Raw genomic sequence first — 21,304 nt, forward strand, 5'->3', positions numbered from 1 at the left:
CCCCGCAAAACCCTCAACTGGGACACCCCAGCCGAACGACTCAACAAGCTACTGTCCTAACAGGAGCACGTTGCGACGATCGCATGAATCCACCCAGCTCCAACAGCTGTTCAGAAGCATCCTTTTCAGTCTGTGGCTCCGCCAAGGGGCAATAGACCGCGTCATCGTCAATGTTCACGACGTCGGCGGCGGCTTGACTGGTGGCGACACGAGAGCTCGAAGAGCTGACCGTTGGGTGTCAAAGACCAGGTTGGCGGCGACGTGGTGACGTCGACGAAGGGGGTAACAACGAATCTGCTCCCACAGATGCCCGATCACAGCGGCCTGGATATCGGCGTTCGTTTCGTTCAGAGAGACGCCACCTCCGGTCACCCCACGGCGAGCGCCGAAAGTCCCGACCGCGGCCCGGCTCGCGCGAATGACCCTGGCGACGATGCCGGGCACGGCTGCCGCCATGGCGTTCAGTACGAGTTCCGCTACAACGGCTCCTCCGTTGCCGTCGATAGCGGCCCGCTGCAGCAAGGCGTGCAGGACTTCGTCGTGATGGTCGTAGTTGCGGCTGTCCAGGACCTCAGTAAGCCGGCTATGTGAACTGACACCGGCCAGCGCCGGGTCGTCCTCTGACCAAGAGCTCAATGCTACGTCGAACCTTTCGAGCGACGCCCGACGAGCCTTCGAAGGCCTGTCGGTCGAGCGCGAACTCGAGCGAAACGACGTGCCGCTGTTCGCCTCGAACGAGCCGATCACCGTCTCCGGCAGCCGAGCTCAACGCATCCTGCAACGCCGGATCAACCAGTCGGTCGCCGAGTACGAGGTCCTCAACACCCTCGAACAGTCCTGGGGCGGTCTCTGCACTCACGTACGCGAAGGCTGGAACATCGGCAAGCCGTGCCACGGCTACAAAGCGAAAGTCTTCAAACACCCGAACCCAGCGAAGGCGGCCCAGGGCTACACGAAGTCACGACTCGAACCTGACGACCTCAAAGGCGAGACAGTCACTCAGATCGCCTTGTGGCGGTACTACGAGCGCCTCGGCTCCGACACGATCGCCGACCGGCTGAACGCGGACCTGGACAAGTACCCGCCTCCCGTACCTCCGGGCAAGCGACGTGCACGCGGTGTCTGGGGCAGATCAAGCGTGTACGACATCCTGCGGAACCCCAAGTACACCGGCTACCAGGTCTTCAATCGTCGCGCGACCCGATCGCGCCGAGGCAAGCACAACGACCCGATCAAGTGGATCTGGTCACCGGCCCCCGTGCACGAGCCGTTGATCCCAAAGTGGATGTACGACGCGATCAACGCGGGCTGGAAGACCAAGCAGGGGTCACGCGGCGCAGAGACACCGAGCACGCATCCAGCCGCCGTCAGGACCTATCTGTTCCGTGGGCGGTTGTTCCCTGGTTGCGGCCGGCGTTTGATCGGTGTACCGCGGAACGACCGGGCGTACCACCTCTGCAGGCCCAGCAACAACAACCGCGGCCGCTCGGACAGGTTCACCGACCACGAGAACGCTCTCTACCTTCGAGAAGACGCCCTCCTGGACGCCGTCGCCAAATTCTTCGCCGACCGCGTGTTCGGTCCTGACCGGCGCACGGTCCTCGAAGCCGATCTGGTCGGTGCCGACGATAACGCCACAGTCGGGCGCAAGGAAGAACGAGCGCGGATCCAGCGACAGCTCGCCGAGAACGCCAGAAAGCAAGCATCGATCTTGAAGCAAGCGCAGCAAGGGGACCCGGACGATCCCTTTACGGCCGCATTGCGCGGCAGCTACAACGAACTAGCCAGGGACGAGAAGCAACTCCAGGCGAAGATCGCCGCCCTGGACGAGGCGGACTCTGCAACGCCTCGGGGAATGACAGCCGATGAAGTGCCTCTGATCGACGCGCTTCCCTATCTCGCGACAAACCTCGCAAAGGCGCCAGAACCGTACGGCGAACATGCGACGATCACGATCAAGCTTCCGGCAGACAAGCTGCCGGAGATCGCTCAGGTAGCGGAAAGGATCACCGAACCCATGAACCCTCAAGACCTCCCGGCGCAGCGCGCCGGTTCGGCTTGTGAGGTTCCTGTTGGTGCCCCCGGTGAGATTCGAACTCACACTGGACGGGTTTTGAATCCGTTGCCTCTGCCAGTTGGGCTACGGGGGCGGTGCCCGGTGAACTTTACGGGATCACGGGAGCGCGTCGTTCGCCGGGCCCGGAGTGTGACGACCGTCTGACGTGGTGAACGCCATCTAGCCGTCTGGATCGTTCCCGGTAGGCTTCAGGTTCGCGGACAGACCGCGAGCCGAACTGCCCGACGACCTTCAGGAGGACCCCGGTGACCGAGCAGGCTGCCGAGGCCAATGGTGCCGTCGCCGCACCCCAGCGGCGGGTGCTCGTGGCCGAAGATGAGGCCCTCATCCGTCTGGATCTCGTCGAGATGCTCCGTGAAGAGGGTTATGAGGTGGTCGGTGAGGCCGGGGATGGCGAGCAGGCCATCAACCTGGCCACCGAGTTGAAGCCCGACCTGGTGATTCTCGACGTCAAGATGCCCAAGCTCGACGGTATCGAGGCCGCCTCCAAGATCACCGGCGACCGGATCGCGCCGGTCGTCATCCTGACCGCGTTCAGTCAGCGCGACCTCGTCGAGCGGGCCAGGGACGCGGGCACGATGGCGTACTTGGTCAAGCCGTTCGCCAAGCGTGACCTGGTGCCCGCCATCGAGCTGGCCGTGAGCCGGTTCGCCGAGCTCCAGGCGCTCGAGTCCGAGGTAGCGGGCCTCACGGACCGGCTCGAGACCCGCAAGGTCATCGACCGTGCCAAGGGGTTGCTGATGAGCCGTCAGGGGCTCACCGAGCCGGACGCGTTCCGCTGGATACAGCGCACCGCGATGGACCGCCGGACCACGATGAAGGCGGTCGCCGAGGCAGTCGTCGAAAGCATCGGCTGACCAAAGCGCCCGTGAAGGCCACCTCCGTCGCCGGAGGTGGCCTTTTCCGGTTCAGAGGCCGCTTGCCGCCCGCATCACCCGGTGGACGTCGGTGTTCTCGACCGTGCCACCCAAACGGGTGGAGCCGGGGCCTTCGGCGGTGACCGGGGTGTCGGAGCCGGTGTGGTCGTGGGTCGTCCAGTCCACAGTGAACCGGAGCTTCGAACCCGGGACGTCGAACGGCCCGTCCTGGTCGGGGCCGGTGTCGGAGGCGTCGTAGTTCTCGATGGCCAGTCCGCCGGTCTCGTGGTCGCCGCCGATGATCACCAGCGTGTCGGGATGCGCGCGGACGAACCGCATGACCTCGGCGACGGTGGCGTCGAGCGCGCGGCCGGCGTCGATCACGCCGTGCGCGTTGTTCTCGTGCGACATCCCGTCGGTTCCTTCTTCTTCCAGGAACAGAAAGAAGCCGCGCGGGTTCTTGGAGAGGGTGTCCAGGGCCTTGCGCGCCATCTGCTGGAGCGGCACCCGCGGCGCGTACTTCCCGACGCCGTCCGGGCCGTAGTCGACCATGTCCTCGTTCGCGAACAGGCCGAGGATCCGGCTCGCCCGCGTGGTCCGCAGTTCGTCGCCGTCACGCACGTAGGTGTAGCCCGTTCGCTGCGCGCGTTCGACCAAGTTGCCGTACGGGCTGCGGCTCTCCTCCCCCGGTTTGTCCGGCCATAGCCCGGGGTTCCCCTTCGGATACCACCAGTCCTCACCACCGCCGAGCAGAACGTCCGGGCGGCTGTTCTCGATGTACTGCTTCGCGATGTCGCTCTGCGAGTCCCGGCTGGGGACGTGCGCCGCGAAGGCCGCGGGCGACGCGCCGGTCACCTGCGCGGTCGTCACCAGACCGGTCGACTTCCCCGCCCGTTTCGCCCGTTCGAGGATCGTCTCCAGCGGGCGCCCGTCGGCGTCCACGCCGACGGCGCCGTTGCGCGTCTTGTGCCCGGTCGCGAGAGCCGTGGCAGCGGCGGCCGAGTCGGTGACGATCTCGTCGGGGTCGGCCGAGGACGTCCGCACGAGGCCGGTGACGGCGAGCCCGTCCATCGCCAGCCTGCCGTTCTTGCCCTTGAGCGCCAGGCGAAGCAGGTCACGCTGACCGAGGCCGAGGCCGTCGCCCTGGATGTAGATGATGTTGCGTGCCGAGCGCGCGGTCGTCGTGTCCGCGACAGCGGCCGAGCCACCGCACAGGACCACCAGAACCGTCGCCGCCGCCAGACCACGTCCGCGCATCTCGCCTCCCAGTTAGTTAGGAACCTTTCCTAACAGAGAAGCCACGTGAAGGCCAGCGGCCCGCTCAGCCGCGCAGGATGCCCGCGTCGTGGGCGAGGATCGCGGCCTGGACCCGGTTCGCGCAGCCCAGCTTGGCGAGGATCCGGCTGACGTGGATCTTCACGGTGCCGTTCGAAAGCCGCAGCTCACTCGCGATCTCCGCGTTGCCCAGCCCACGCCCCACCCGCACCAGGACTTCGAGTTCGCGGGCGGTCAGCGCGTCGAGCCTCCGCCTTGCCCGTGCGACGCTGTCGGCGTCGGCCGCGTCGGCGTCGCGGAACCGGTCGATGACCTGCTTCGCGATCCGGGGCGACAGCACCGCCTCACCCGCCGCGGCGGACCGCACGGCTTGGATGAGCTGCGCGGGATCCGTGTCCTTGAGCAGGAAACCGGCCGCTCCCGCGCGCAGGGCGCGGGCGACGTAGGCCTCTTCCCCGAACGTGGTGAGCATGATGACCCGCACCTCGCGGGCGATCTCCTCCACCGCGGCGAGCCCGTCCACCCTGGGCATCCTGATGTCCATCAGCGCGACGTCCACGGTCATCCGCCGGACGACGTCGATCGCCTCCGCGCCGTCGGAGGCCTCGGCCACGACCTCGATGTCACCCGCCTGGTCCAGCAGGAGCCGCGCGCCGGCGCGGAGCAGCGGTTCGTCATCGGCGAGCAGAACCCGGATCATTGCTCCTCTTTCGGTACGGGGACCTCGAACCAGGTCTTCTCCACCAGCCCGTCGTCGCCGAAACAGAACCGGAAGATCGCGGCGGTCTCGGCGTCGGGCGGATCGGCGGCCGCCGCGTAGAGGCAGTAGGTGTCCTCGGGTATCGGCGACTCGTGGCCCTGCGCGGCGACCTGCGCCGACGGTTCGTTCGGGCCAAACCACTCCTCCACCTCCGCCGGGGTCATCCCGATCCGGACACTGGCGAGGGGATCCTCGCTGTCCGCCGGCGCGAGCGGCGGCACGAAGGCCAGCGTCGTCAGCAGCAACGCGGCGACGGCGGCCAGACCGGTCGCCAGCAGCAGTCCGGACTGGACGCGGCCCGGCCTCGCCTCGACCGCCTCGTCGGTGAGAGGAGCGTCCGCCCGCAGCGGCAGATCGGCCGTGACGGCGAAGCCGCCTTCCGGATCCGGCCCGGCCGAGAACACGCCACCGAGCAGACGGACCCGTTCGCGCAGGCCGGTCAGCCCGCGTCCGGTGCCGGGCAGGCGCTCCGCATCGACCCGCTCGGCGCTGTTGCGCACCGCGACCTTCACCAGCTCGGGGCCATGGTCGACGACGACGGTGACCGCCGCCCCGGCGGCGTGTTTGTGCACGTTGGTCAGCGCCTCGCGCACCACACGGTGCACGGCCCGGCGAACCGGTGGCCGGACGCCGTCGAGATCGTTCCCGCGCCAGTCCAGCGCCACCTCGAGGCCGGCCTCACGCGACGAGGCCACCAGGTCCGCGATATCCGCTCTGGAACCGGCGGCATCGGTGGTTTCGACCGGGTCGGCCGGTTCCCCGCCCGGCCGCAGGATGCCGAGGGACTCCCGCAGTTCTTCGAGCGCGAGCTTGGCCGTCGACCGGACGTGCCCGGCGGCCTGCCGCAGCTCGGGATCCTTGCCCTCGGCGGCGACCTCCAGCGCGCCGGAGAACATCGTGATCAGGCTGAGCCGGTGCCCGAGCTGGTCGTGCATCTCCTCGGCGAGGCGCGAGCGTTCCTCCAGCCGGGCGCGATCGCGCAACGCCACCACCAGCCTGGCCTGCTGCGCCTGCATCGCCCCGGCCAGCGCGGGCAGGACGAGACAGGAGACCGTCGACACCGCGATCACCACGAGGACGTACTGCCAGCGGAACGCGGGCTGGGTGAGCAGCACGACCGCGGCGGGCGACAGCGCCGCGACACCGAACAGCGGCCACTTCCGCCCCTGCGTCCCCGCCGTGTGCGCGACGACCGCCAGTGCGACGCCCGTCGCCGGGAACAGCCCGAACAACACCGTCGCGACGAGCAGCGCGAGCACCGTGAACCGGCGGCGCACCAGCGTCAGCACCGCGGCGCAGGCGATCACCGCGGCCAGCGCCGGCGCCGACGGGGAGAACACCTCCGGCCAGCCCCACGCGGGCAGCAGATCGGCGAGAAAGCTCGTCACGCCCGCGACGAATCCGGCCGGCAGCACCTCTGCCAGCACGGTTCCCCACCGCCGGTCGACCCTTTTCACGATCCCAGCATCACACGGGACCGGTGGCGCAGCGGGCCGGGGCCGCGGGAAGCGTCAACTCGATCAGGTACCGGCTCACCCCATCGTCCACACAGGACGATCCGCTGCCGAAGACGGCGTGGCCGACGTCCTCATTGGACAACAACACCGCCGACTTGAGGCTCTCCAGCAGGTGCTTCGCCCAGCCGTAGGGTGTCGCGGCGTCCTTCGTGGTCCCGACGAGCAGGATGGGCGGCGCACCCTCGGCACGGATCGTCCGCGACGGGGCGGGCCCGGTGGGCAGGAAAGCACAGCCGAGCGCCTCCGTGCCGGACGAGAGCCGGGAAACGCGGCGGAGTTCGCGCGCGGCGTCCTCATAAGCGGCCAGATCGGTGGGATGGGCACGATCGAGGCAGTTGACGACGGTGAGCGCGTCGGTCGTGTCGCTCGAGGTCTCCGGCTCGTCGGCGGGGTCGTCCGGCGAGTCTTCGGCGGGAGCGTCGGCGGTGAGAACGATTTCGGACAGTTCAGCCCACTCCGACGGGAAAGTGAGCTTCGCGGAGATTTCCTGCCGGAGAGCATCTCCGTCACCCGCTCTGTCCGCTTCTGCCAGTACCCGGTCCACGGTGGCGAGGATTTCGGTCTCATTCCGGCCGGGGCAAGGCTTGGTCGTCCTGGTGGCGCACTGCTTCGCGTAGGTGAGCAGTGTGTCTTCCACCCCCTTCGCCTGCTCGACGGTGTCGGCCCGCCAATCGAGATAAGTGTTGTCGACGCCGTCGAGCACCATGGCGCGGATCTTCTTCGGGAACCGGTCGGCGTAAAGCTGCCCGATCCGCGTGCCGTAGGAGTAGCCGAGGTAGTTCAGTTTCTCCTGGCCGGTGACCACCCGAAGGACGTCGAGGTCGCTGACGACGTCGTCGGTGCCGAGGTGCCGCAGCACGTTCTCCCCCGTGCCCCGCAGGCACGCCTCGGTGTACTGCCGGGTGCTCGGGACCTCCGCCCCGATCAGCGGCAGCCCCTCGGGCGCCTTCGCGGTGGGCTCGCCATCGGTGTCGCAGCGCAGCCGCGGTTCGCTGCCGCCGATCCCGCGGGGATCGAAGCCGACCAGGTCGAACCGTTCCCGGACCGCGGCGGGCCACGTACCCGCGATGTCCTTGACCATGGCGACGCCGGACTGGCCGGGGCCGCCCGCGCCGGCGACGAGCGTGCCGAGCGGCCCCGGCCGGGTCGCCGCGGCCTTGATGACCGGCAGCGTGAACGTCGGCCCGTCCGGCAGCCGGTAGTTCACGGGCACCGTCAGCTTCGCGCACTGGAAATCGTCGCAGGGACGCCAGTCCAGGGTCTGCCGGTAGAACGACGTCAGCGCCGCCTCGCGTTCCGGTTCGTCCACTTTGGTCACCGGGGCGGGACTTCCCTGGGACGCCGGGCCTCCCGTACATCCGGCGACCAGCGCGACCGACAGCACCACGCATTTCCAGCTCACTCGTAACTCCTGCCTTCGGGACACCGGACGATCCAACCCCGCCGCCCGCTCCGCGCACGACCTTCGACAGGCTGAAATGACGGCACCGTCGTCGGCCGGGGGGACTAGGCCGAAAGGCATACCCACGATCGGTGAGATCCAGACCACACGATCGGGTCGTGACGATCTTCGCGCGGCTGGGTCTATGGAGTGTGGAAGCGAAGAACTTCCACCGAGGCAACGAAATCCGAACCCGAGGAGATCGCGATGACGAACACCGCCACCACCGCCAAGCCGAACTCGAACTCCGCCGCCCCGGCCGAGAACAGCGCGCTCGTCTCTCCGCAGGGCGTGACCACGATCGCCGACACCGTCGTGCAGAAGGTCGCGGGCCTCGCGACCCGCGAGATCACCGGTGTCCACGCGCTGGGCGGCGGCGCCGTGCGCGCGTTCAACGCGCTGCGCGAGCGCATCCCCGGCGCCACCGCGTCCGCGGGCCAGGGCGTCTCCGTCGAGGTCGGCGAGCGCCAGGCCGCGGTCGACCTGCAGATCGTCGTCGAATACGGCGTCGCGATCGCGGATCTCGCCAAATCGGTGCGCCGCAACGTGATCGGCGCCGTCGAGCAGATGACCGGGCTCGAGGTCGTCGAGGTCAACATCAACGTGTCCGACGTGCACATCCCCGGCGACGACGACACCGACGAAAGCACCGAATCCACCCGCGTCCAGTGACCATCGGCGCCGGTTCGCGCCCGATCGCAAGGAGAACGTTCATGAACGCCACCCATCTCGGCCTGTTGACCGGTCTCGTGCTCGGCGTGGCCGGCGCGTTCGGCGGCTTCGGCGCCTTCCTCGTCGTGCTCGTGCTCGCCGTCCTCGGCCTGCTGGTCGGCCGGTTCCTCGACGGCAAGCTCGACCTTTCGGCCCTGGCGGGCCGCGACAGGGGCTGATCGCCATGACGACCATGACCGCCGCCGCGCCCGCAACGGACGGGCGCGGCGCCCTGACCGTGGCCGACGGTGCCGTCGAGCGGATCGCCGCACGGGCGATCACCGAACTCGACGGCGTCGGCGGCGCCGCGTCCCGGGTGCTCGGGATCGCGGTCGGCGGTGAAGACCCCGGCCAGGGCGCCAAGGTGAGCGCGCACGTCACCGGCTCGACGGCCACCTTGGACGTCCGGCTCTCGGTGAAGTACCCGCTTTCCGTGCGCGCCACCACCGAAAGCGCGCGAGAGCATCTGATCCGCCGCGTGGGCGAACTCTCGGGCCTGGCCGTCACGCGGGTCGACATCACCGTCACCGCCCTGCATTCCACGGAGACCGAAACGAGGAGGGTCCGATGAAACGGCGCCCCCGCCGCAGTGTCCCGGCCGTGCTGGTCGCCCTCGTGGTGCTCGCCGGATGCGTACTGGCGGCCACCGTCGCGGTCCAGACGATCATCGGCGAGAAACCGTGGATCAGCTACGACACCGTCGCGTCCGCCCTCCACGGCACCCGGTGGAGTGATCCGCTTCCCGCGATCGCGGGTGGCGTGGTCGCGCTGCTCGGCCTGCTGCTCCTCGTGGCCGCGATCGTCCCCGGGCGGCCCACCGTGCTGCCGCTCGGAGGCGGCACGGACTCCGGCGCCTCCCGGCGCAGCTACCGGTCGACGCTGCGCACCGCGGCGTCCACCGTGGATGGTGTCTCGGCGGCGAAGCTGAAGGTCAAACGGAGCAAGATCGTCTCGGTGGTCACCACCGGGCGGACGAACACCGCGGGGCTCGCCGACGCCGTCCGCGCGGCCATCGAGCACCGCCTCTCCCAGATCGGTCCCGCCACCGTCCCGGCCGTGCGGGTCCGCGTCAAGGCCACCAGGAGCGCGTCATGACCGACCTCAACCGTCCCGCCCGGCTGAACCGCACCCTGCTGGTGCTGACCGGGATCGTGTTGCTCGCCGCCGGCGGGTTCGCCGTCGGCACCCATTTCGGCAGGATCCCGCTGCTCGATCCGGGCGCCACGCTCGTCCCCGGCACCGCCATGCCACCCGGATGGGTCTGGTACGCCGTCGCCGGAGGCGCGGTGGTCGCCGGGCTGCTGGCGCTGCGCTGGCTCATCGCGCAGCCCGTCCGCAAACCGAAGTCCCACACCTGGCGCTTCGACCAGGACACCGGTCAGACCGCGCTGGCCGCGAGCACCGCGGTGGAGCCGTTCACCTCGGAGGTCGCGACCTATCCCGGCGTCCACGCCGCGCACGCGACGCTCGGCGGATCTCAGGACGCACCGGTGCTGGCCGTGGTGCTGAGCGCCGAACAGGACGGCGACCTGGCCGCCATCCGCGAGCGGATCGCCGACGAAGGCCTGCCGCGTCTGCGCCAGGCGCTGGATCTCGCCGAGCTTCCGATGACCATCGAGTTCCGTTTCTCCGCGAAGGCCGGATCCCGCATTCAGTGACCCGCTAGACCAGGTCCACCATGACCACCGCCGGAACGGTCGGGGCTGGCGAGCCGCCGGCCGGTTCCGCGGTGATGCCGACCCGGTCGATCCCGCCCGGCAGGTCCGCGAGGAGCGGACGAGTCCGATGTGGACCGTCCGGCGCCAGCAGCCCGGCCGAATGCACGCCGCTCACCCCGAGGAGCCAGACCTGATACGCCTTGCCGGGCGTCAACGGCGGGAGGTCGCCGGCCAGTACGACGACCTTGCCCTGGCTCCGTGAGGTCACGACCGTGGTGGTCCTGGGCTCGGCGCCCTTGACCGTCGAGGCGTCGGGCGCGGTGAGCACGGCGTTCACCGAGGCCAGCTGCTGCTGGGCGGGGTCGGCCCCCGGCCCGGTGGTCGTGGTGACCAAGCTGAACACGAGCGCTCCGACGGCGGCCGCCGCGGCGCCCCAGAGGGCGAGCCGCGTCTTCGACGGCCCGCCTCGACGCGCGACGGCGACCAGCGGAGGCCACTGACGGGTGTGGGCGACCTCCGTGAGCGTCGCTTCCCGCAGCTTCGGCGGTGGCGGGGTGGCGAGCGCCGCCCCCAGACGCGCGGCGGCCTCCCGCAGCTCCCGGACCTCCTGGCCGCACGCGGGGCAGCCCCGCAGGTGCCGCTTGAAGGCCGCGGCCTCGTCCGCCGGGACGGCGTCCACGGCGTAAGCCCCGCTCAGCGTGTGCAGCTCCGCCGTCATTGCCCGACCCCCAAGCAGTCACGCAACCGGATCAGGCCGTCGCGGATGCGGGTCTTCACCGTGCCGGGCGCGGTCTTGAGCACTTCCGCGACTTCCGGGTACGTATAGCCGTTGTAGTAGGCCAGCACCACCGATTCCCGTTGCAGCTCGGTCAGCGCGGACAGGCACTGGCGCACCCGTTGCTGCTCCAGGTTGCCGATCGTCGACTCGGCGACCTCGTCGAACGGGCGGCGGAAGTCCAGCCTTCCCGCCCGATCGTCCCGGTCGAGCGCGGCCTGATGCGAACGCACCCGGTCCACCGCCCGCCGGTGCGCGATCGTGAGCACCCACGCCAGCGTGCTCCCCTTGCCCGGTTTGAACCGGGCGGCCGTCCGCCACACCTCCACCAGGACCTCTTGGGTGACCTCCTCGGCGAACGTGGCGTTGCGGACGACCCTGTTCACCACTCCCCACACCGGTCCCGCCACGACGTCGTACAGGTCGGCGAACGCCTGTTCGTCACCTGCCGCGACCCGTTGCATCAAACTCGCCTCGGCGGGCTCCGCTCCGGTGCCGCCACTTCCGCGCGGACTCGCCCGCACTCCCTCGACCATCAAGCCGCCTCCACCTCACCCGACGCCCGGCTACGCGGTTCCGTGGCGTCCGGGAGGGATTCGGTGCCGAGTGCGGATCGGACTGGTCCCGGCTACCCCTGTTCTTCGAGCACGGTGTCCATAGTGGACTTCAGATGCCGCAGGAAGGCCTCGAACCGTTCGATCTCTTCCGCCGGATACTCCGCCACCAGCGCCGCGAGCCCGGCGCTGAACGGGCCGAAGAACTCACGCGCGGGCCCCTGGATGTCCGGGCCGCTGCGCAGGGTCACCCTCCGCCGGTCGCTGTTCTCCCTGGTCCGCACCACGTAGCCGAGGGTTTCCAGCCGGTTCAGCAGATTCGTGGTCGCGCCGGAGGTCAGCGCGATACGTTCGCCGAGCCGGGCCGGGGACAACGGCGATCCGGTGTCTTCGGCGTAGAGGATCTCCACCAGCGCGGCGGCGTCGGTGGCGTGCAGGCCGAGCCAATCCGCGAAACGCCGGGTGAACTCGGTGTAGTTCGCCCCGAAGCTCCGGAGGCCGTCCAGCAGCGACGCGCTTCGCGCCGCGACGTCGTCCTCCATCGCCCCTCCTCGGATCCGTGCTTTGACAACTTACCGGCCTCGAATATACCTTCACTGTGAAGATACTTTCTCATGAAGGAGTTCTAGTGCTCCCCGATCCGTTCGCCGCGACGACCCGCGGCATCACCGAACCCGACCCTGTCCGCCCCGCGCTGCGGGCCGCCGGCCCCCTCGTCGAAGTGGCCGCCCCCGAGGGCGGGAGCGCGTGGATAGTGACCGCGGAAAAGATGGCCCGCGAGGTCCTGGCGGACCCACGTTTCGCGAAGGATCCCGCGCTCGCGCCCGAGGGCTGGACGAGGTTCGAACAGACCGCCGCCGAACAGCCGTCCCTCACCACATTGGACGGCCCCGAGCACGCGCTCTTGCGGCGAGCGCACGCTCCTTTGCTGAGCGCCAAACGGATCCAGGCGCAATCCGAGCGGATCCACCGGATCGCGCGAACACTGCTGACGGATCTCGACGGCGGCCCGGTCGACCTCATGGACGGGTTCTCCACCCGTTTCCCGCTCACCGTGCTGCTCGACCTGCTCGGCATCCCGCTCCACCTGCTCGACGTCGCCGTCGACGCGTGCCGCCGCATGTCCGACCCCGGGCCGGGCGCCCAGGGCAAGGCCATCGCCGCGATCGCGGACCTCGCCGCCGCGGGGCTGGCCCCGAACCGGAACGGGCTCGCGACGGAACTCCGCGACAACCTTCCGCCCGAGACGTCCGAAGAGGACCTGCGGTATCACCTGTTCGCGTTGATCTTCGCCGGGCAACTGACCACCGACGCCTCGATCGGCTTCCTGATCTCACGGCTTCTGAACGGGGACAACGCCTCCGTGAACGATCTCGTCCGCGAAACGCTCCGGGAGCATCCGCCCGCGCCGTTCACCCTCTGGCGGTACACGACGTCGGAGGTCGATCTCGCCGGGATCCGGCTCCCCGCCGGGGCGCCGGTGCTCGTCGACATCCAGGGCATCAACACCGACCCGGCCAGGAAACCGGGCCCGGACCTGACTTTCGGAGCGGGCCCGCATTTCTGCGTCGGCGCCCAGCTCGCGCAGCTCGAACTGCGGGCGGTCACGGCGGTTCTGCGCACGGACTTCCCCGAAGCCCGGCTGGCCGTGCCCTACGGCGAACTCCGGCAGACGTTCCTCGGTGGCATCCAGGGAACGCGGCTCACGAGCCTGCCGGTGGTCCTGCGCGAATGAAAACGGGCCGGGGCGCGGAAATCCGCCGCCCCGGCCCGGCAGGAACCTTACTTCTTGAAGGCGTCGCGCACGGCGTCCTTCACGTTTTCGACCGCGCCCTTGAGACCGGCCTTCGCCTGGTCCGCCTGACCTTCCGCGCGCAATTCCTCGTTGCCGGTGGCGTCGCCGGCGGCCTCCTTGGCCTTGCCGCCGAACTCCTCGGCCTTGTTGCTGATCTTGTCACCCAACGACATCGTGTCCTCCTCCGGATCGAGCGCCTTACGTCCGAAGGACAAACGAAGATCAGGCATCGTCACGCGCACGGACGGGTGATCGTCCTCACCCGAGCAGAGACGCCACAGCGGCCGCGAACGCTTCAGGGGCTTCCTGCGGGACGTTGTGCCCCACCTCCGGCAGAACCCGATGCTCGTACGGCCCGGTGAAGTACTCGCGGTCGCCCTCGGCGCTCGGGCCGCCGATGCCGTCGTCCCCGCTTTCCAGCACCACCGTCGGCACCGTGATGGCCGGCTCCTTCGCGATCAGGTCTTCGAGCGCCTGATACCGCGGATCACCTTCCGCCAGGCCGAATCGGTGCCGGTAGGAGTGGATGACGACGTCGACGAAGTCCGGGTTGCGGAGGCTGGGGGCGCTGGCCGGGAACGCCGCGTCGGCGCCCGTCCAGGTCGGCGACCAGGTGCGCCACAACAAGGCGCACAGCTCGTCGCGGTTCTCCGCCAGCCCGCGCCTGCCGCGCTCGGACTGGAAATAAAACTGGTACCAGTACGTGCGTTCCCACTCCGGCGGCGCGGGTTCCCCCGCGTAGGCGAGATTCTGGACGTTGTAACCGTCCACCGAGACCAGTCCGCGCACCCGCTCGGGCCGGAGCGCCGCCGCGATGCACGCCGCGCGGCCGCCCCAGTCGTATCCCGCGACGACGGCCTTCTCCAGCTCCAGCGCGTCCATGAACTCGAGCAGGTCCTGTGCGAGGGCGGCCTGCTGTCCGGAGCGGGGTGTCGCCTCGTCGAGGAAGCGCGTCCCACCGAACCCCCGGAGATACGGGACGTACACGGAGGCTCCGTCCGCCGCGAGGAGCGCGGCGACCTCGTCGTAGGCCCGCACGTCGTACGGAAAGCCGTGGAGCAGGATCACCGGCGGCCCGCCCGCTTCACCGGAGTGCTCGTATTCGATCTCCAGGACCGGTGTGGTGACGCGCTTCGTCGTCATCAACCGGACCAGCCGCTCAACCGGGTCAAGAGCCGTTCCAGGACTTCGGGATCGGCGCCGACGGGCTCGCCGGAGACGGGTTCGTCCACCAGGGTGCGACGATCGCCCCGCCTCGGCAGCTGGACCTGTCCGGCCGACAGGCCGCCGGGCAGCGGCAGCTCGCACCAGAAGGTCACGCCGCGGGTCTCGCTCGGCGCCACCCCGGTCCGCTCACCCGGCGCGGGCGTCGGCACGGGGAGCCCGTCCAGCTCGTGGTCGACCTCGACGACCAGCACGTCCGACCGCAGGCGCAAGCGCAGTGTCAGGAAGGGCGGCTCCTTCGGATCGGCCGCGTCGACCAGTGTGCCCACCAATCTGGCGGCGGCGGTCTTCGCCTGATCGAGCAACGGCCGCAAGGACCAATCCGACAAGATGAGACGGACGAAGAGCTCGGAGCACAACACGGCATTCGGTTGTGCCACCAGCCGGAGGTCGTCCATCTGGGAAGTGCGCGCGCTCAAACCAAGGCCTTCCTCGTCGACGTGCGAGCGTGCATCATGCCACTCCATCCGGTGAACCCTTCACGCCGGGCTTTGGTCCTGTGAAGTCCACCGGCTTTGGCTCTGTCCGTCGGACCAAAACGCGCGCACAGTGATCTCGTGAGCATCGCCTTCCTGATCACCACGCTGGTCGTGGTCGCCACGCCCGGCACCGGCGTGGTCTACACCCTGTCCGCCGGACTGGCCAGGGGCAGACGCGCGAGCGTCATCGCCGCGACGGCCTGCACTCTCGGCATCGTCCCGCATATGATCGCCGCGATCACCGGCCTCGCGGCGCTGCTGCACGCGAGCGCGGTCGCGTTCGAGATCATCAAATACCTCGGCGTCGCCTACCTGCTCTACATGGCGTGGGCGACGCTGAAGGACCGGGAAGCGATCGTCGTGGACGGCGATCCCGAGCCCGCGTCGACCCTGCGGACGATCACCTCCGGCGTGCTGATCAACGTCCTGAACCCGAAGCTGACCTTGTTCTTCTTCGCGTTCCTGCCGCAGTTCGTCCCGGCGGGCGAGCCCGGTTCGATCCCTCGGATGCTGCTGCTGAGCGGGGTGTTCATGCTGGCGACCTTCGTGGTGTTCAGCGTGTACGGCGTCCTCGCCGCCGGCGTGCGGCACCACGTCCTTTCCCGGCCTCGCGTGCTCACCTGGCTCCGGCGGATCTTCGCCGGTTCCTTCGCCGCGCTCGGCGCCAAACTCGCGTTCACCACCCAGTAGACAGGTTCAGCATGCGACTCCAGCACCACCCGGAAATCCGCGCCGCTCATCCCACCCTCGCCGTCGGCACGTTGCAGGCCACCGGCATCACCCCGGAAATGCCGGTCGACGTCGACAGGTTCCTCGCGCGGGCGACACGGCGGCTCGCGGACGGACCCGAATCGGAATTCCCCGAGATCCAGGCCTGGCGGCGGGCGTTCGCCAAGATGGGCCTGAAGCCGACGCAGTACCGCTGCGCGTCGGAGTCACTGCTGCGCAGGCTGCGGAAAGAAGGCACACTCCCCCGGATCCACCCGGTGATCGATCTCTGCAATGCGGTTTCGGTCGCCTACGCCATCCCGGTCGCGGTGCTCGACGTCGCGAAGATCAGCGGCTCGCTGGAAGTCCGCCACGCGCGGGGCGACGAGAAGTACGTGACCTTCGCCGGCACGGTCGAGCAGCCGAACCCCGGCGAGGTGATCTTCGCCGACGAGGACGGTCAAGCCCACGCGCGCCGGTGGACGAACCGGCAGAGCGGGCACTCCGCGGTCTCGGCCACGACGTCCGACGTGCTGATCGTTTCCGAAGGCCTGCACGCGACGGCGGCCGAGGACGTGCGGCTGCTGATCGAGGCCATCGCGGGCGAGCTGGCGACGGCCGGAGTCGTCACGAGGCCTTGAGCGCCTTCTCCAGGCCGGCGCGGGTCATCTTCGACCGTCCCTTGATGTTGCGCTCCCGTGCCAGCTTGTCCAGGTCCGCCTTCGACAGCGAGGACAGGTCCTTTTTCGCAGAGGTCTTCTTCGCCGGCTGCTTCTTCGCCCCGGACTTCTTCTTGGCCTTCCCACTCTCCACGCTCTTCGAAAGGGCCTCGAACAGGTCGACGACCTTCGTCGGCTCACCCGGTTCGGTCGCGGGCGTGATGGTGTCGCCCTTCTTCTTGGCCTGGATCAGCTCGCGCACGCGGTCGGTGTAGGTGTCGCGGTAGTCCTCGGGCCGCCAGTCGTCGCTCATCGCGTCGATCAGGCTGACGGCCATGTCGAGTTCCTTGCCGCGCGCCTTCGCCTTGCCCGGCATGTCCGGCAGCTGCTCGGCGGGATCCCGCAGGTCGGCGGCGAAGTGCAGGGTGTTGAGCACCATCACGCCGTCCCCGGAGCGGACGAGCGCCAGGTACTCGCGGCCGCGCATGACGAACTTGGCGATCCCGGCCTTGCCCGACGAGCCCATCGCCTCGAGCAGCAACGCGTACGGACGCTCGAACTCGTCCTTCGCGGGAGCGAGCCAATACGTCTTGTCGAAGAACATCGGGTCGATCTCGTCCAGCGCGACGAAGCTCTCGATGTCGAGCGACTTCGACCGGCCGGGGGCGATTTCGTCGAGCTCCTCGGGTTCGACGACCACGTACTCGCCGTTGTCGAGTTCGTAACCCTTGACGATGTCTTCGTAGCCGACTTCCTTGCCGGTGCGCTCGTTCACCCGCCGGTACCGGATGCGGTCCTCGGTTCCGCGCTGGAACTGGCGGAAGTGCACCGTATGGTCCTCGACCGCGCTGTACAGCCGGACCGGCACCGTCACCAGACCGAGCGAAAGCGAACCGCTCCAGACCGGACGCATGGGCACCCTCCTCTCCTCCAGCGGGCTGGTACCCGGAATCGCGGCGGATCACACCTGGTCAGAGGCTGAACGCGAGCGACTGCAGGAGAACGACCCCGAGGAACACGAGGGTGAAGGCGAGATCGAACGCGACCCCGCCGGCCCGCACCGGGCGCACCACGCGGCGGACCGGCGCCAGCACGGGTTCGGTCAGCCGATGGGCGATCCCGCGGGCGCGGAAGGCCCAGCCGGGTGGACGGGTGGCGAGGTTGACGACCCAGTCGAGCACCATCCGGACGATGAGCACGATCAGGAACAGGGTGAGCAGGAAGCCCAGCAGATCACCTAGAGCACTCATGGCGGCACACTCCTCTTCGGTCCAGTGTGCCGCGCTTTGCTGGGAGCAACCTGTGACAGGAAAAAGGGCTACCAGGGCGGTTGGCCACCCCCAGTACGAAGGCCAACCGCCGCGGAGCCCCTACACACGGTTCGGCACGCTGCCCCGTCGCGCCGACCCGCCAGCTGATGTCTTCAGCTTTCCAAGGCCCTGCATCGGAATTACATCGGCACTCCACCGCCGGGCATCCGCGCAGTTCAGGGGCGGCCGGGCGTAGAATCGAACCGGTTTCAGGGCAGGCCCGCGCGCGCCGGTTAGGCCGAATGCCGTAGTGCGTGGCCAGCGCCGATCTGGCTGGAGGCCGAAGCGGTGGGTTAGGGTGCCGGTCAGCCGGCGAACGGACTGGAGGTAGTGCGTGAGCACGGTCACGGCCTCGGACGACATAGTCGCATATGACCGCTGATCGTTTACCCGATTCGGCGGGATCGCCCACCGGCCGGCCCTCCCAGCTCAGCTTTTCCGTTCTCGGCCCGCTCGAAGCCGAAGTCGACGGTGTCCCCGTCCGGCTGGGCGGACGCCGTGAACAGCGCCTCCTCGCCGCCCTGCTGATCAACGCGGGCAGGCTGGTCCCGGTGTCGTACCTGATCGGCACGATGTGGCCGGAGAATCCGCCGAAAACCGCGGTCCGCCAGGTCAGCAACGCGATCGCGCGGCTGCGGCACGACCTCGGCGTGGCCAGGTCCGCCGTGGTCACCACCGGCTCGGCGTACCGCGTCGTCATCAGCAGCGCCTCGCTCGACTCGGTCCGCTTCGAAGCGGACTACAACCAGGGCGCCGAGCTCCTGTCGGCCGGACTGATCTCCCAGGCGGCCGCCAAACTGGCGGACGCGCTCTCGCTCTGGCGCGGCCCGGCGTTCGACGGTCTCGAAGGCGACGCCATCGAGCAGACCGCGCGACGGCTCGACGAAGAACGCCTGGCCGCCTGCGAGCTCCTGATCGGCGCCAGGCTCCGGCTCGGCGAAACCGAAGCGGCGGCTCGCGAGGCCTTCGACCTCGCCGCCTGGCATCCCACACGCGAGACCCTGCAGTGCCTCACCATGCTGGCGCTCTACCGGGCGGGCCGCGGCGCCGACGCGCTCCGGACGTTCGACCGGACCAGGATCGCGCTCGCCGAGGAGCTCGGCGTCGACCCGAGCGCCGAACTGAGCGCGCTCCACCAGCAGATCCTTCGCGCCGACGCCGAGCTGATGACGGACGGCGGCCTCGTCCGGTACGGCGTCGGCGGGCTCCGGGCCGGAATGGACACCAGTGGACGTCGCGAGGACGCGGACGCGCAGAAGGCGCTGTTCCCCCGCCCCGCGCAGCTTCCCGCGGACCTCCCCGCGTTCGGTGGTCGTGCCGCGGAACTGCGGACCGTCCTCGAGATCGGCCAGGCGGGCTCCTCGGCGGGGCCGAGGCTGATCGCGATCGACGGCATGCCCGGCGTCGGCAAGACCGCGCTCGCCGTCCACGCCGCACACCGCCTCGCGCCGCTGTTCCCCGACGGGCAGCTCTTCGTGAACCTCGAAGGGTTCTCGCCCGCCGGCGACCCGGTCGACCCGGGCGCCGCGCTCGAGGCGCTGCTGCGGTCGCTCGGCATCCAGGGTTCGGACATCCCCACCGGGACCGAACAGCGCGCGGCGCTCTTCCGGAGCTGCCTCGCCGGCAAACGCGTGCTTCTGGTGCTGGACAACGCCATCGGGGCGGCGCAGGTGAACCCGCTGCTACCCGGCTCGGCGAGCTGTTGTGTGCTGATCACGAGCCGCACCCGGCTCGTGGACCTCGACGGCGCCGAACTGCTCTCGCTGGAACCGTTCAGCCGGGCCGATGCCGTGGAACTGCTCGGCCGGATCGTCGGGCCCTCGCGGTTGAGGAGGGAGTCCCCGGACGCGGCCGACCAGGTCGCGAGCCTGTGCGGCGATCTCCCGCTCGCACTGGCCGTCACGGCGAGCAGGTTGCGCGCGCGGGCGTCGTGGACCCTCGACTTCGTCGCCAGGCAGCTGCGCGACGAACGGAACCGGTTCGGCGAGCTCACCGCCGGGGAACGCGACGTCGCGGGCGCGTTCCGGGTGTCCTATCTGAACTTGACCGAGACCGAGCGCCGGGTGTTCCGCCGGCTGAGCCATCACCCCGGTGCCGCTTTCGATCTCCACTCGACGGCGGCCTTGGCGGAAGTGAACCTCGGTGAGGCCCGTCGCCTCGCCGAACGCCTCGTCGACGTGAATCTGCTGCGCCAGCCGTCGATGGACCGGTACGAGATGCACGACCTGCTCCGCAGCTACGGCCGTGAGCTCCTGCTCGCCGAGGAGCCCGAGCACCAGCGCGAGGCGATGATGCGGCGGCTGTTCGACTACTACCGCAGCACCGTCGCGGCCGCGATGGAGTTCATCGACCCGGACTCCGAAGACGAGCCGGGCGGCCTCGAGGTCCCGAAGAGCGAGTTCGGACAGTCCTTCGCGGACTACGACCAGGCGGCGCACTGGATGGACGCGCAATGGCAGAACGTGCTGCCGGTGGCCGTCGCGATGAACAACCACCAGCAGTACTCCGACCTCGTGCCCTTCTGTTCGGCGGTGTGGCGCTACTTCGACAACCGCGGCTACTACCGGCAGGCCAGGGAGCTGGAGACCCTCGCGCTGTCCGCGGCGCGGGTCACCGGGAACGTGGTCCTCGAGTATCAGGCCCTGCACATGTACGCGCTGACCCTGTGGCGGCTCAACGAGTTCACCGAGGCGAACCGGCTGTTCAACGAGGTGTTCGAACTGGCAGCGACCACCGGCGACATCCGGATGCAGTGCCGGGCCAGGGGCAACTCGGGGGTCACCCACTGGCTCAAGGGCGAGTCGGACGAGGCGATCGAGCACCTCGGCTGGGTCCGCGAGACCGCCCATGCCCATGGCAGTGTCCTCATCGAAGCCCGCGCCCGGCACCGGATCGGGCTGATCCACACCGAGAACAGGCGTTATCCCGAAGCCGCCGAGGAACTCGACCAGGCACTGAGGCTCGCCCAGGAGAACGAATCACCCGATCTCGAGGCGGAATGCTTTCTCGCCCTCGGTATCAATTCGCGCGGACTCGGTGACGGCGCGCTCGCGGTCAGTCAGTTGACGACCGCGGTCGAAGTGCTCGAATCGACCGGGAATCGCAGCATGCTGCCCATCGCCCACAAGGAGATGGCGTTCGCGTTCGACATTCTCGGTGAGCGACCGAATGCGGACCGTCATCGCCGGTTCGCATTGCGCCTCTACACCGATCTCGGCATTTCGGAGTCGCCAGAGGTTCGCGAACTCAAACAGCGCCTGAGTGATCACTCGGCGTAATTCTCCGTTCTGCTCCGGTACTCTGTTGGCGTAGGTATATTCGCTTGACCGGAGTAACCGCTCACGGAGAGGATCGGCGGCATGCACGACGAAGAGGACGACGAGTTCTTGTACGAGCTCGAAGCGGAGTACAAGGCACAGAGCACCTGGGGCGGGTTCGAGCCGCCGCCGCACGGCGGGCCTCCTTTCCGCTCGCGACGCTGAATGACCAGACGTATTCGGAAAG

Annotated in this window: 25 protein-coding genes, 1 tRNA gene and 1 pseudogene; 12 read left to right on the top strand and 15 right to left on the bottom strand. The window is 69.1% G+C overall.

What is annotated here, in order from left to right; genetic code table 11:
* Window positions 1-174: 174 nt before the first annotated feature.
* Entirely contained in the window at window positions 175-747 is a 573-nt protein-coding gene (locus ACFVM3_RS25640) for a hypothetical protein (protein WP_378442434.1), read from the bottom strand.
* On the opposite strand from ACFVM3_RS25640, the pseudogene ACFVM3_RS25645 reads away from it, so the two are divergent.
* A pseudogene (locus ACFVM3_RS25645) lies at window positions 716-1,294 on the top strand (recombinase family protein); the annotation flags it as partial. The gene ACFVM3_RS25640 and the pseudogene ACFVM3_RS25645 sit on opposite strands and share 32 nt — an antisense overlap.
* Before the next feature lie 33 nt (window positions 1,295-1,327).
* On the opposite strand, the gene ACFVM3_RS25650 reads toward ACFVM3_RS25645, so the two are convergent.
* Together ACFVM3_RS25650 and ACFVM3_RS25655 are read right to left on the bottom strand one after the other, a co-directional pair.
* Entirely contained in the window at window positions 1,328-1,702 is a 375-nt protein-coding gene (locus ACFVM3_RS25650; protein ID WP_378442436.1) for a hypothetical protein, read from the bottom strand.
* A gap of 371 nt (window positions 1,703-2,073) precedes the next feature.
* A tRNA-Leu gene (locus tag ACFVM3_RS25655) sits at window positions 2,074-2,150 on the bottom strand.
* Between the two features lie 172 nt (window positions 2,151-2,322).
* Here ACFVM3_RS25655 and ACFVM3_RS25660 point away from each other — a divergent pair.
* The gene (locus ACFVM3_RS25660) at window positions 2,323-2,934 is read left to right on the top strand and encodes an ANTAR domain-containing response regulator (RefSeq protein WP_005157321.1); all 612 of its coding nucleotides are present in this window, start codon (window positions 2,323-2,325) and stop codon (window positions 2,932-2,934) included.
* A 51-nt stretch (window positions 2,935-2,985) separates the two neighbouring features.
* Here the strand turns inward: ACFVM3_RS25660 and ACFVM3_RS25665 are convergent, their stop codons facing one another.
* The 4 genes from ACFVM3_RS25665 to ACFVM3_RS25680 all read right to left on the bottom strand — a co-directional run bounded on the left by ACFVM3_RS25665 (window position 2,986) and on the right by ACFVM3_RS25680 (window position 7,888).
* Entirely contained in the window at window positions 2,986-4,191 is a 1,206-nt protein-coding gene (locus ACFVM3_RS25665; RefSeq protein ID WP_378442438.1) for an alkaline phosphatase, read from the bottom strand.
* Window positions 4,192-4,255: 64 nt separating this feature from the next.
* Window positions 4,256-4,909, bottom strand: a complete 654-nt coding sequence (locus ACFVM3_RS25670) for a response regulator (protein ID WP_378442440.1) — start codon at window positions 4,907-4,909, stop codon at window positions 4,256-4,258.
* The gene (locus tag ACFVM3_RS25675; RefSeq protein WP_378442442.1) at window positions 4,906-6,426 is read right to left on the bottom strand and encodes a sensor histidine kinase; all 1,521 of its coding nucleotides are present in this window, start codon (window positions 6,424-6,426) and stop codon (window positions 4,906-4,908) included. The genes ACFVM3_RS25670 and ACFVM3_RS25675 overlap by 4 nt, the downstream gene beginning before the upstream one ends.
* Window positions 6,427-6,436: 10 nt before the next feature.
* Window positions 6,437-7,888, bottom strand: coding sequence for an alpha/beta hydrolase (locus ACFVM3_RS25680; protein ID WP_378442444.1), 1,452 nt, complete (start codon window positions 7,886-7,888; stop codon window positions 6,437-6,439).
* A 246-nt stretch (window positions 7,889-8,134) separates the two neighbouring features.
* On the opposite strand from ACFVM3_RS25680, the gene ACFVM3_RS25685 reads away from it, so the two are divergent.
* From ACFVM3_RS25685 to ACFVM3_RS25705, 5 genes are read left to right on the top strand one after another with little or no spacing between them, the layout of a single operon-like run.
* Window positions 8,135-8,599: an Asp23/Gls24 family envelope stress response protein gene (locus tag ACFVM3_RS25685; protein WP_340687781.1), complete on the top strand. Its 465-nt coding sequence runs from the start codon at window positions 8,135-8,137 to the stop codon at window positions 8,597-8,599.
* Window positions 8,600-8,640: 41 nt separating this feature from the next.
* Window positions 8,641-8,817 carry a hypothetical protein gene (locus ACFVM3_RS25690; protein ID WP_005154991.1) on the top strand — a complete coding sequence of 59 codons (177 nt, stop codon included), beginning with the start codon at window positions 8,641-8,643 and terminating at the stop codon, window positions 8,815-8,817.
* Between the two features lie 5 nt (window positions 8,818-8,822).
* Window positions 8,823-9,209: an Asp23/Gls24 family envelope stress response protein gene (locus ACFVM3_RS25695; protein ID WP_378442446.1), complete on the top strand. Its 387-nt coding sequence runs from the start codon at window positions 8,823-8,825 to the stop codon at window positions 9,207-9,209.
* The gene (locus ACFVM3_RS25700) at window positions 9,206-9,733 is read left to right on the top strand and encodes a DUF6286 domain-containing protein (protein WP_378442448.1); all 528 of its coding nucleotides are present in this window, start codon (window positions 9,206-9,208) and stop codon (window positions 9,731-9,733) included. Before ACFVM3_RS25695 ends, ACFVM3_RS25700 begins: the two co-directional genes overlap by 4 nt.
* Complete coding sequence (locus ACFVM3_RS25705) at window positions 9,730-10,296, top strand: alkaline shock response membrane anchor protein AmaP (RefSeq protein WP_378442450.1); 567 nt, start codon at window positions 9,730-9,732, stop codon at window positions 10,294-10,296. The genes ACFVM3_RS25700 and ACFVM3_RS25705 overlap by 4 nt, the downstream gene beginning before the upstream one ends.
* A gap of 4 nt (window positions 10,297-10,300) precedes the next feature.
* Here the strand turns inward: ACFVM3_RS25705 and ACFVM3_RS25710 are convergent, their stop codons facing one another.
* The 3 genes from ACFVM3_RS25710 to ACFVM3_RS25720 all read right to left on the bottom strand — a co-directional run bounded on the left by ACFVM3_RS25710 (window position 10,301) and on the right by ACFVM3_RS25720 (window position 12,167).
* Window positions 10,301-11,014, bottom strand: a complete 714-nt coding sequence (locus tag ACFVM3_RS25710) for an anti-sigma factor domain-containing protein (protein ID WP_378442452.1) — start codon at window positions 11,012-11,014, stop codon at window positions 10,301-10,303.
* Window positions 11,011-11,607 (bottom strand): ECF RNA polymerase sigma factor SigK, encoded by a 597-nt coding sequence (gene sigK / locus ACFVM3_RS25715; RefSeq protein WP_378442526.1) that lies wholly within the window; start codon window positions 11,605-11,607, stop codon window positions 11,011-11,013. The genes ACFVM3_RS25710 and sigK overlap by 4 nt, the downstream gene beginning before the upstream one ends.
* 92 nt (window positions 11,608-11,699) lie before the next feature.
* The gene (locus ACFVM3_RS25720; protein ID WP_378442454.1) at window positions 11,700-12,167 is read right to left on the bottom strand and encodes a MarR family winged helix-turn-helix transcriptional regulator; all 468 of its coding nucleotides are present in this window, start codon (window positions 12,165-12,167) and stop codon (window positions 11,700-11,702) included.
* Window positions 12,168-12,253: 86 nt separating this feature from the next.
* Here ACFVM3_RS25720 and ACFVM3_RS25725 point away from each other — a divergent pair, with 86 nt between their 5' ends.
* The gene (locus ACFVM3_RS25725) at window positions 12,254-13,360 is read left to right on the top strand and encodes a cytochrome P450 (RefSeq protein ID WP_378442456.1); all 1,107 of its coding nucleotides are present in this window, start codon (window positions 12,254-12,256) and stop codon (window positions 13,358-13,360) included.
* Between the two features lie 47 nt (window positions 13,361-13,407).
* Here ACFVM3_RS25725 and ACFVM3_RS25730 read toward each other — a convergent pair whose 3' ends face one another.
* From ACFVM3_RS25730 to ACFVM3_RS25740, 3 genes are all read right to left on the bottom strand, one after another.
* Window positions 13,408-13,593: a CsbD family protein gene (locus ACFVM3_RS25730; protein ID WP_378442458.1), complete on the bottom strand. Its 186-nt coding sequence runs from the start codon at window positions 13,591-13,593 to the stop codon at window positions 13,408-13,410.
* An 85-nt stretch (window positions 13,594-13,678) separates the two neighbouring features.
* Window positions 13,679-14,563: an alpha/beta fold hydrolase gene (locus ACFVM3_RS25735; RefSeq protein ID WP_378442460.1), complete on the bottom strand. Its 885-nt coding sequence runs from the start codon at window positions 14,561-14,563 to the stop codon at window positions 13,679-13,681.
* Window positions 14,563-15,063 (bottom strand): ATP-binding protein, encoded by a 501-nt coding sequence (locus ACFVM3_RS25740; RefSeq protein WP_378442528.1) that lies wholly within the window; start codon window positions 15,061-15,063, stop codon window positions 14,563-14,565. The genes ACFVM3_RS25735 and ACFVM3_RS25740 overlap by 1 nt, the downstream gene beginning before the upstream one ends.
* A 138-nt stretch (window positions 15,064-15,201) precedes the next feature.
* Here ACFVM3_RS25740 and ACFVM3_RS25745 point away from each other — a divergent pair, with 138 nt between their 5' ends.
* Together ACFVM3_RS25745 and ACFVM3_RS25750 are read left to right on the top strand one after the other, a co-directional pair.
* Window positions 15,202-15,813, top strand: a complete 612-nt coding sequence (locus tag ACFVM3_RS25745) for a LysE family translocator (RefSeq protein WP_378442462.1) — start codon at window positions 15,202-15,204, stop codon at window positions 15,811-15,813.
* Window positions 15,814-15,824: 11 nt separating this feature from the next.
* Window positions 15,825-16,472 (top strand): B3/4 domain-containing protein, encoded by a 648-nt coding sequence (locus ACFVM3_RS25750; RefSeq protein WP_378442463.1) that lies wholly within the window; start codon window positions 15,825-15,827, stop codon window positions 16,470-16,472.
* Here ACFVM3_RS25750 and ACFVM3_RS25755 read toward each other — a convergent pair.
* Both ACFVM3_RS25755 and ACFVM3_RS25760 read right to left on the bottom strand, forming a co-directional pair.
* A complete protein-coding gene (locus tag ACFVM3_RS25755; RefSeq protein WP_378442465.1) occupies window positions 16,459-17,403 on the bottom strand; it encodes a Ku protein in 945 nt (314 codons plus the stop codon). The genes ACFVM3_RS25750 and ACFVM3_RS25755 overlap by 14 nt on opposite strands.
* Window positions 17,404-17,461: 58 nt before the next feature.
* Window positions 17,462-17,740, bottom strand: coding sequence for a YggT family protein (locus tag ACFVM3_RS25760; RefSeq protein ID WP_340687766.1), 279 nt, complete (start codon window positions 17,738-17,740; stop codon window positions 17,462-17,464).
* 431 nt (window positions 17,741-18,171) lie between these two features.
* On the opposite strand from ACFVM3_RS25760, the gene ACFVM3_RS25765 reads away from it, so the two are divergent.
* Both ACFVM3_RS25765 and ACFVM3_RS25770 read left to right on the top strand, forming a co-directional pair.
* Entirely contained in the window at window positions 18,172-21,078 is a 2,907-nt protein-coding gene (locus ACFVM3_RS25765; RefSeq protein WP_378442468.1) for a BTAD domain-containing putative transcriptional regulator, read from the top strand.
* Between the two features lie 81 nt (window positions 21,079-21,159).
* Window positions 21,160-21,282 carry a hypothetical protein gene (locus tag ACFVM3_RS25770; protein ID WP_378442470.1) on the top strand — a complete coding sequence of 41 codons (123 nt, stop codon included), beginning with the start codon at window positions 21,160-21,162 and terminating at the stop codon, window positions 21,280-21,282.
* The last annotated feature ends 22 nt before the right edge of the window (window positions 21,283-21,304 follow it).

The organism is Amycolatopsis sp. NPDC057786, from assembly GCF_042797905.1.
GTDB lineage: Bacteria > Actinomycetota > Actinomycetes > Mycobacteriales > Pseudonocardiaceae > Amycolatopsis.

Coding starts and splice junctions, on each gene's coding strand:
- ACFVM3_RS25770 (WP_378442470.1), top strand. CDS start 21,160: ATGCACGACGAAGAGGACGACGAGTTCTTGTACGAGCTCGAAGCGGAG.
- ACFVM3_RS25695 (WP_378442446.1), top strand. CDS start 8,823: ATGACGACCATGACCGCCGCCGCGCCCGCAACGGACGGGCGCGGCGCC.
- ACFVM3_RS25710 (WP_378442452.1), bottom strand. CDS start 11,014: ATGACGGCGGAGCTGCACACGCTGAGCGGGGCTTACGCCGTGGACGCC.
- sigK (WP_378442526.1), bottom strand. CDS start 11,607: ATGGTCGAGGGAGTGCGGGCGAGTCCGCGCGGAAGTGGCGGCACCGGA.
- ACFVM3_RS25690 (WP_005154991.1), top strand. CDS start 8,641: ATGAACGCCACCCATCTCGGCCTGTTGACCGGTCTCGTGCTCGGCGTG.
- ACFVM3_RS25700 (WP_378442448.1), top strand. CDS start 9,206: ATGAAACGGCGCCCCCGCCGCAGTGTCCCGGCCGTGCTGGTCGCCCTC.
- ACFVM3_RS25665 (WP_378442438.1), bottom strand. CDS start 4,191: ATGCGCGGACGTGGTCTGGCGGCGGCGACGGTTCTGGTGGTCCTGTGC.
- ACFVM3_RS25720 (WP_378442454.1), bottom strand. CDS start 12,167: ATGGAGGACGACGTCGCGGCGCGAAGCGCGTCGCTGCTGGACGGCCTC.
- ACFVM3_RS25730 (WP_378442458.1), bottom strand. CDS start 13,593: ATGTCGTTGGGTGACAAGATCAGCAACAAGGCCGAGGAGTTCGGCGGC.
- ACFVM3_RS25755 (WP_378442465.1), bottom strand. CDS start 17,403: ATGCGTCCGGTCTGGAGCGGTTCGCTTTCGCTCGGTCTGGTGACGGTG.
- ACFVM3_RS25735 (WP_378442460.1), bottom strand. CDS start 14,563: ATGACGACGAAGCGCGTCACCACACCGGTCCTGGAGATCGAATACGAG.
- ACFVM3_RS25750 (WP_378442463.1), top strand. CDS start 15,825: ATGCGACTCCAGCACCACCCGGAAATCCGCGCCGCTCATCCCACCCTC.
- ACFVM3_RS25760 (WP_340687766.1), bottom strand. CDS start 17,740: ATGAGTGCTCTAGGTGATCTGCTGGGCTTCCTGCTCACCCTGTTCCTG.
- ACFVM3_RS25765 (WP_378442468.1), top strand. CDS start 18,172: ATGACCGCTGATCGTTTACCCGATTCGGCGGGATCGCCCACCGGCCGG.
- ACFVM3_RS25705 (WP_378442450.1), top strand. CDS start 9,730: ATGACCGACCTCAACCGTCCCGCCCGGCTGAACCGCACCCTGCTGGTG.
- ACFVM3_RS25670 (WP_378442440.1), bottom strand. CDS start 4,909: ATGATCCGGGTTCTGCTCGCCGATGACGAACCGCTGCTCCGCGCCGGC.
- ACFVM3_RS25685 (WP_340687781.1), top strand. CDS start 8,135: ATGACGAACACCGCCACCACCGCCAAGCCGAACTCGAACTCCGCCGCC.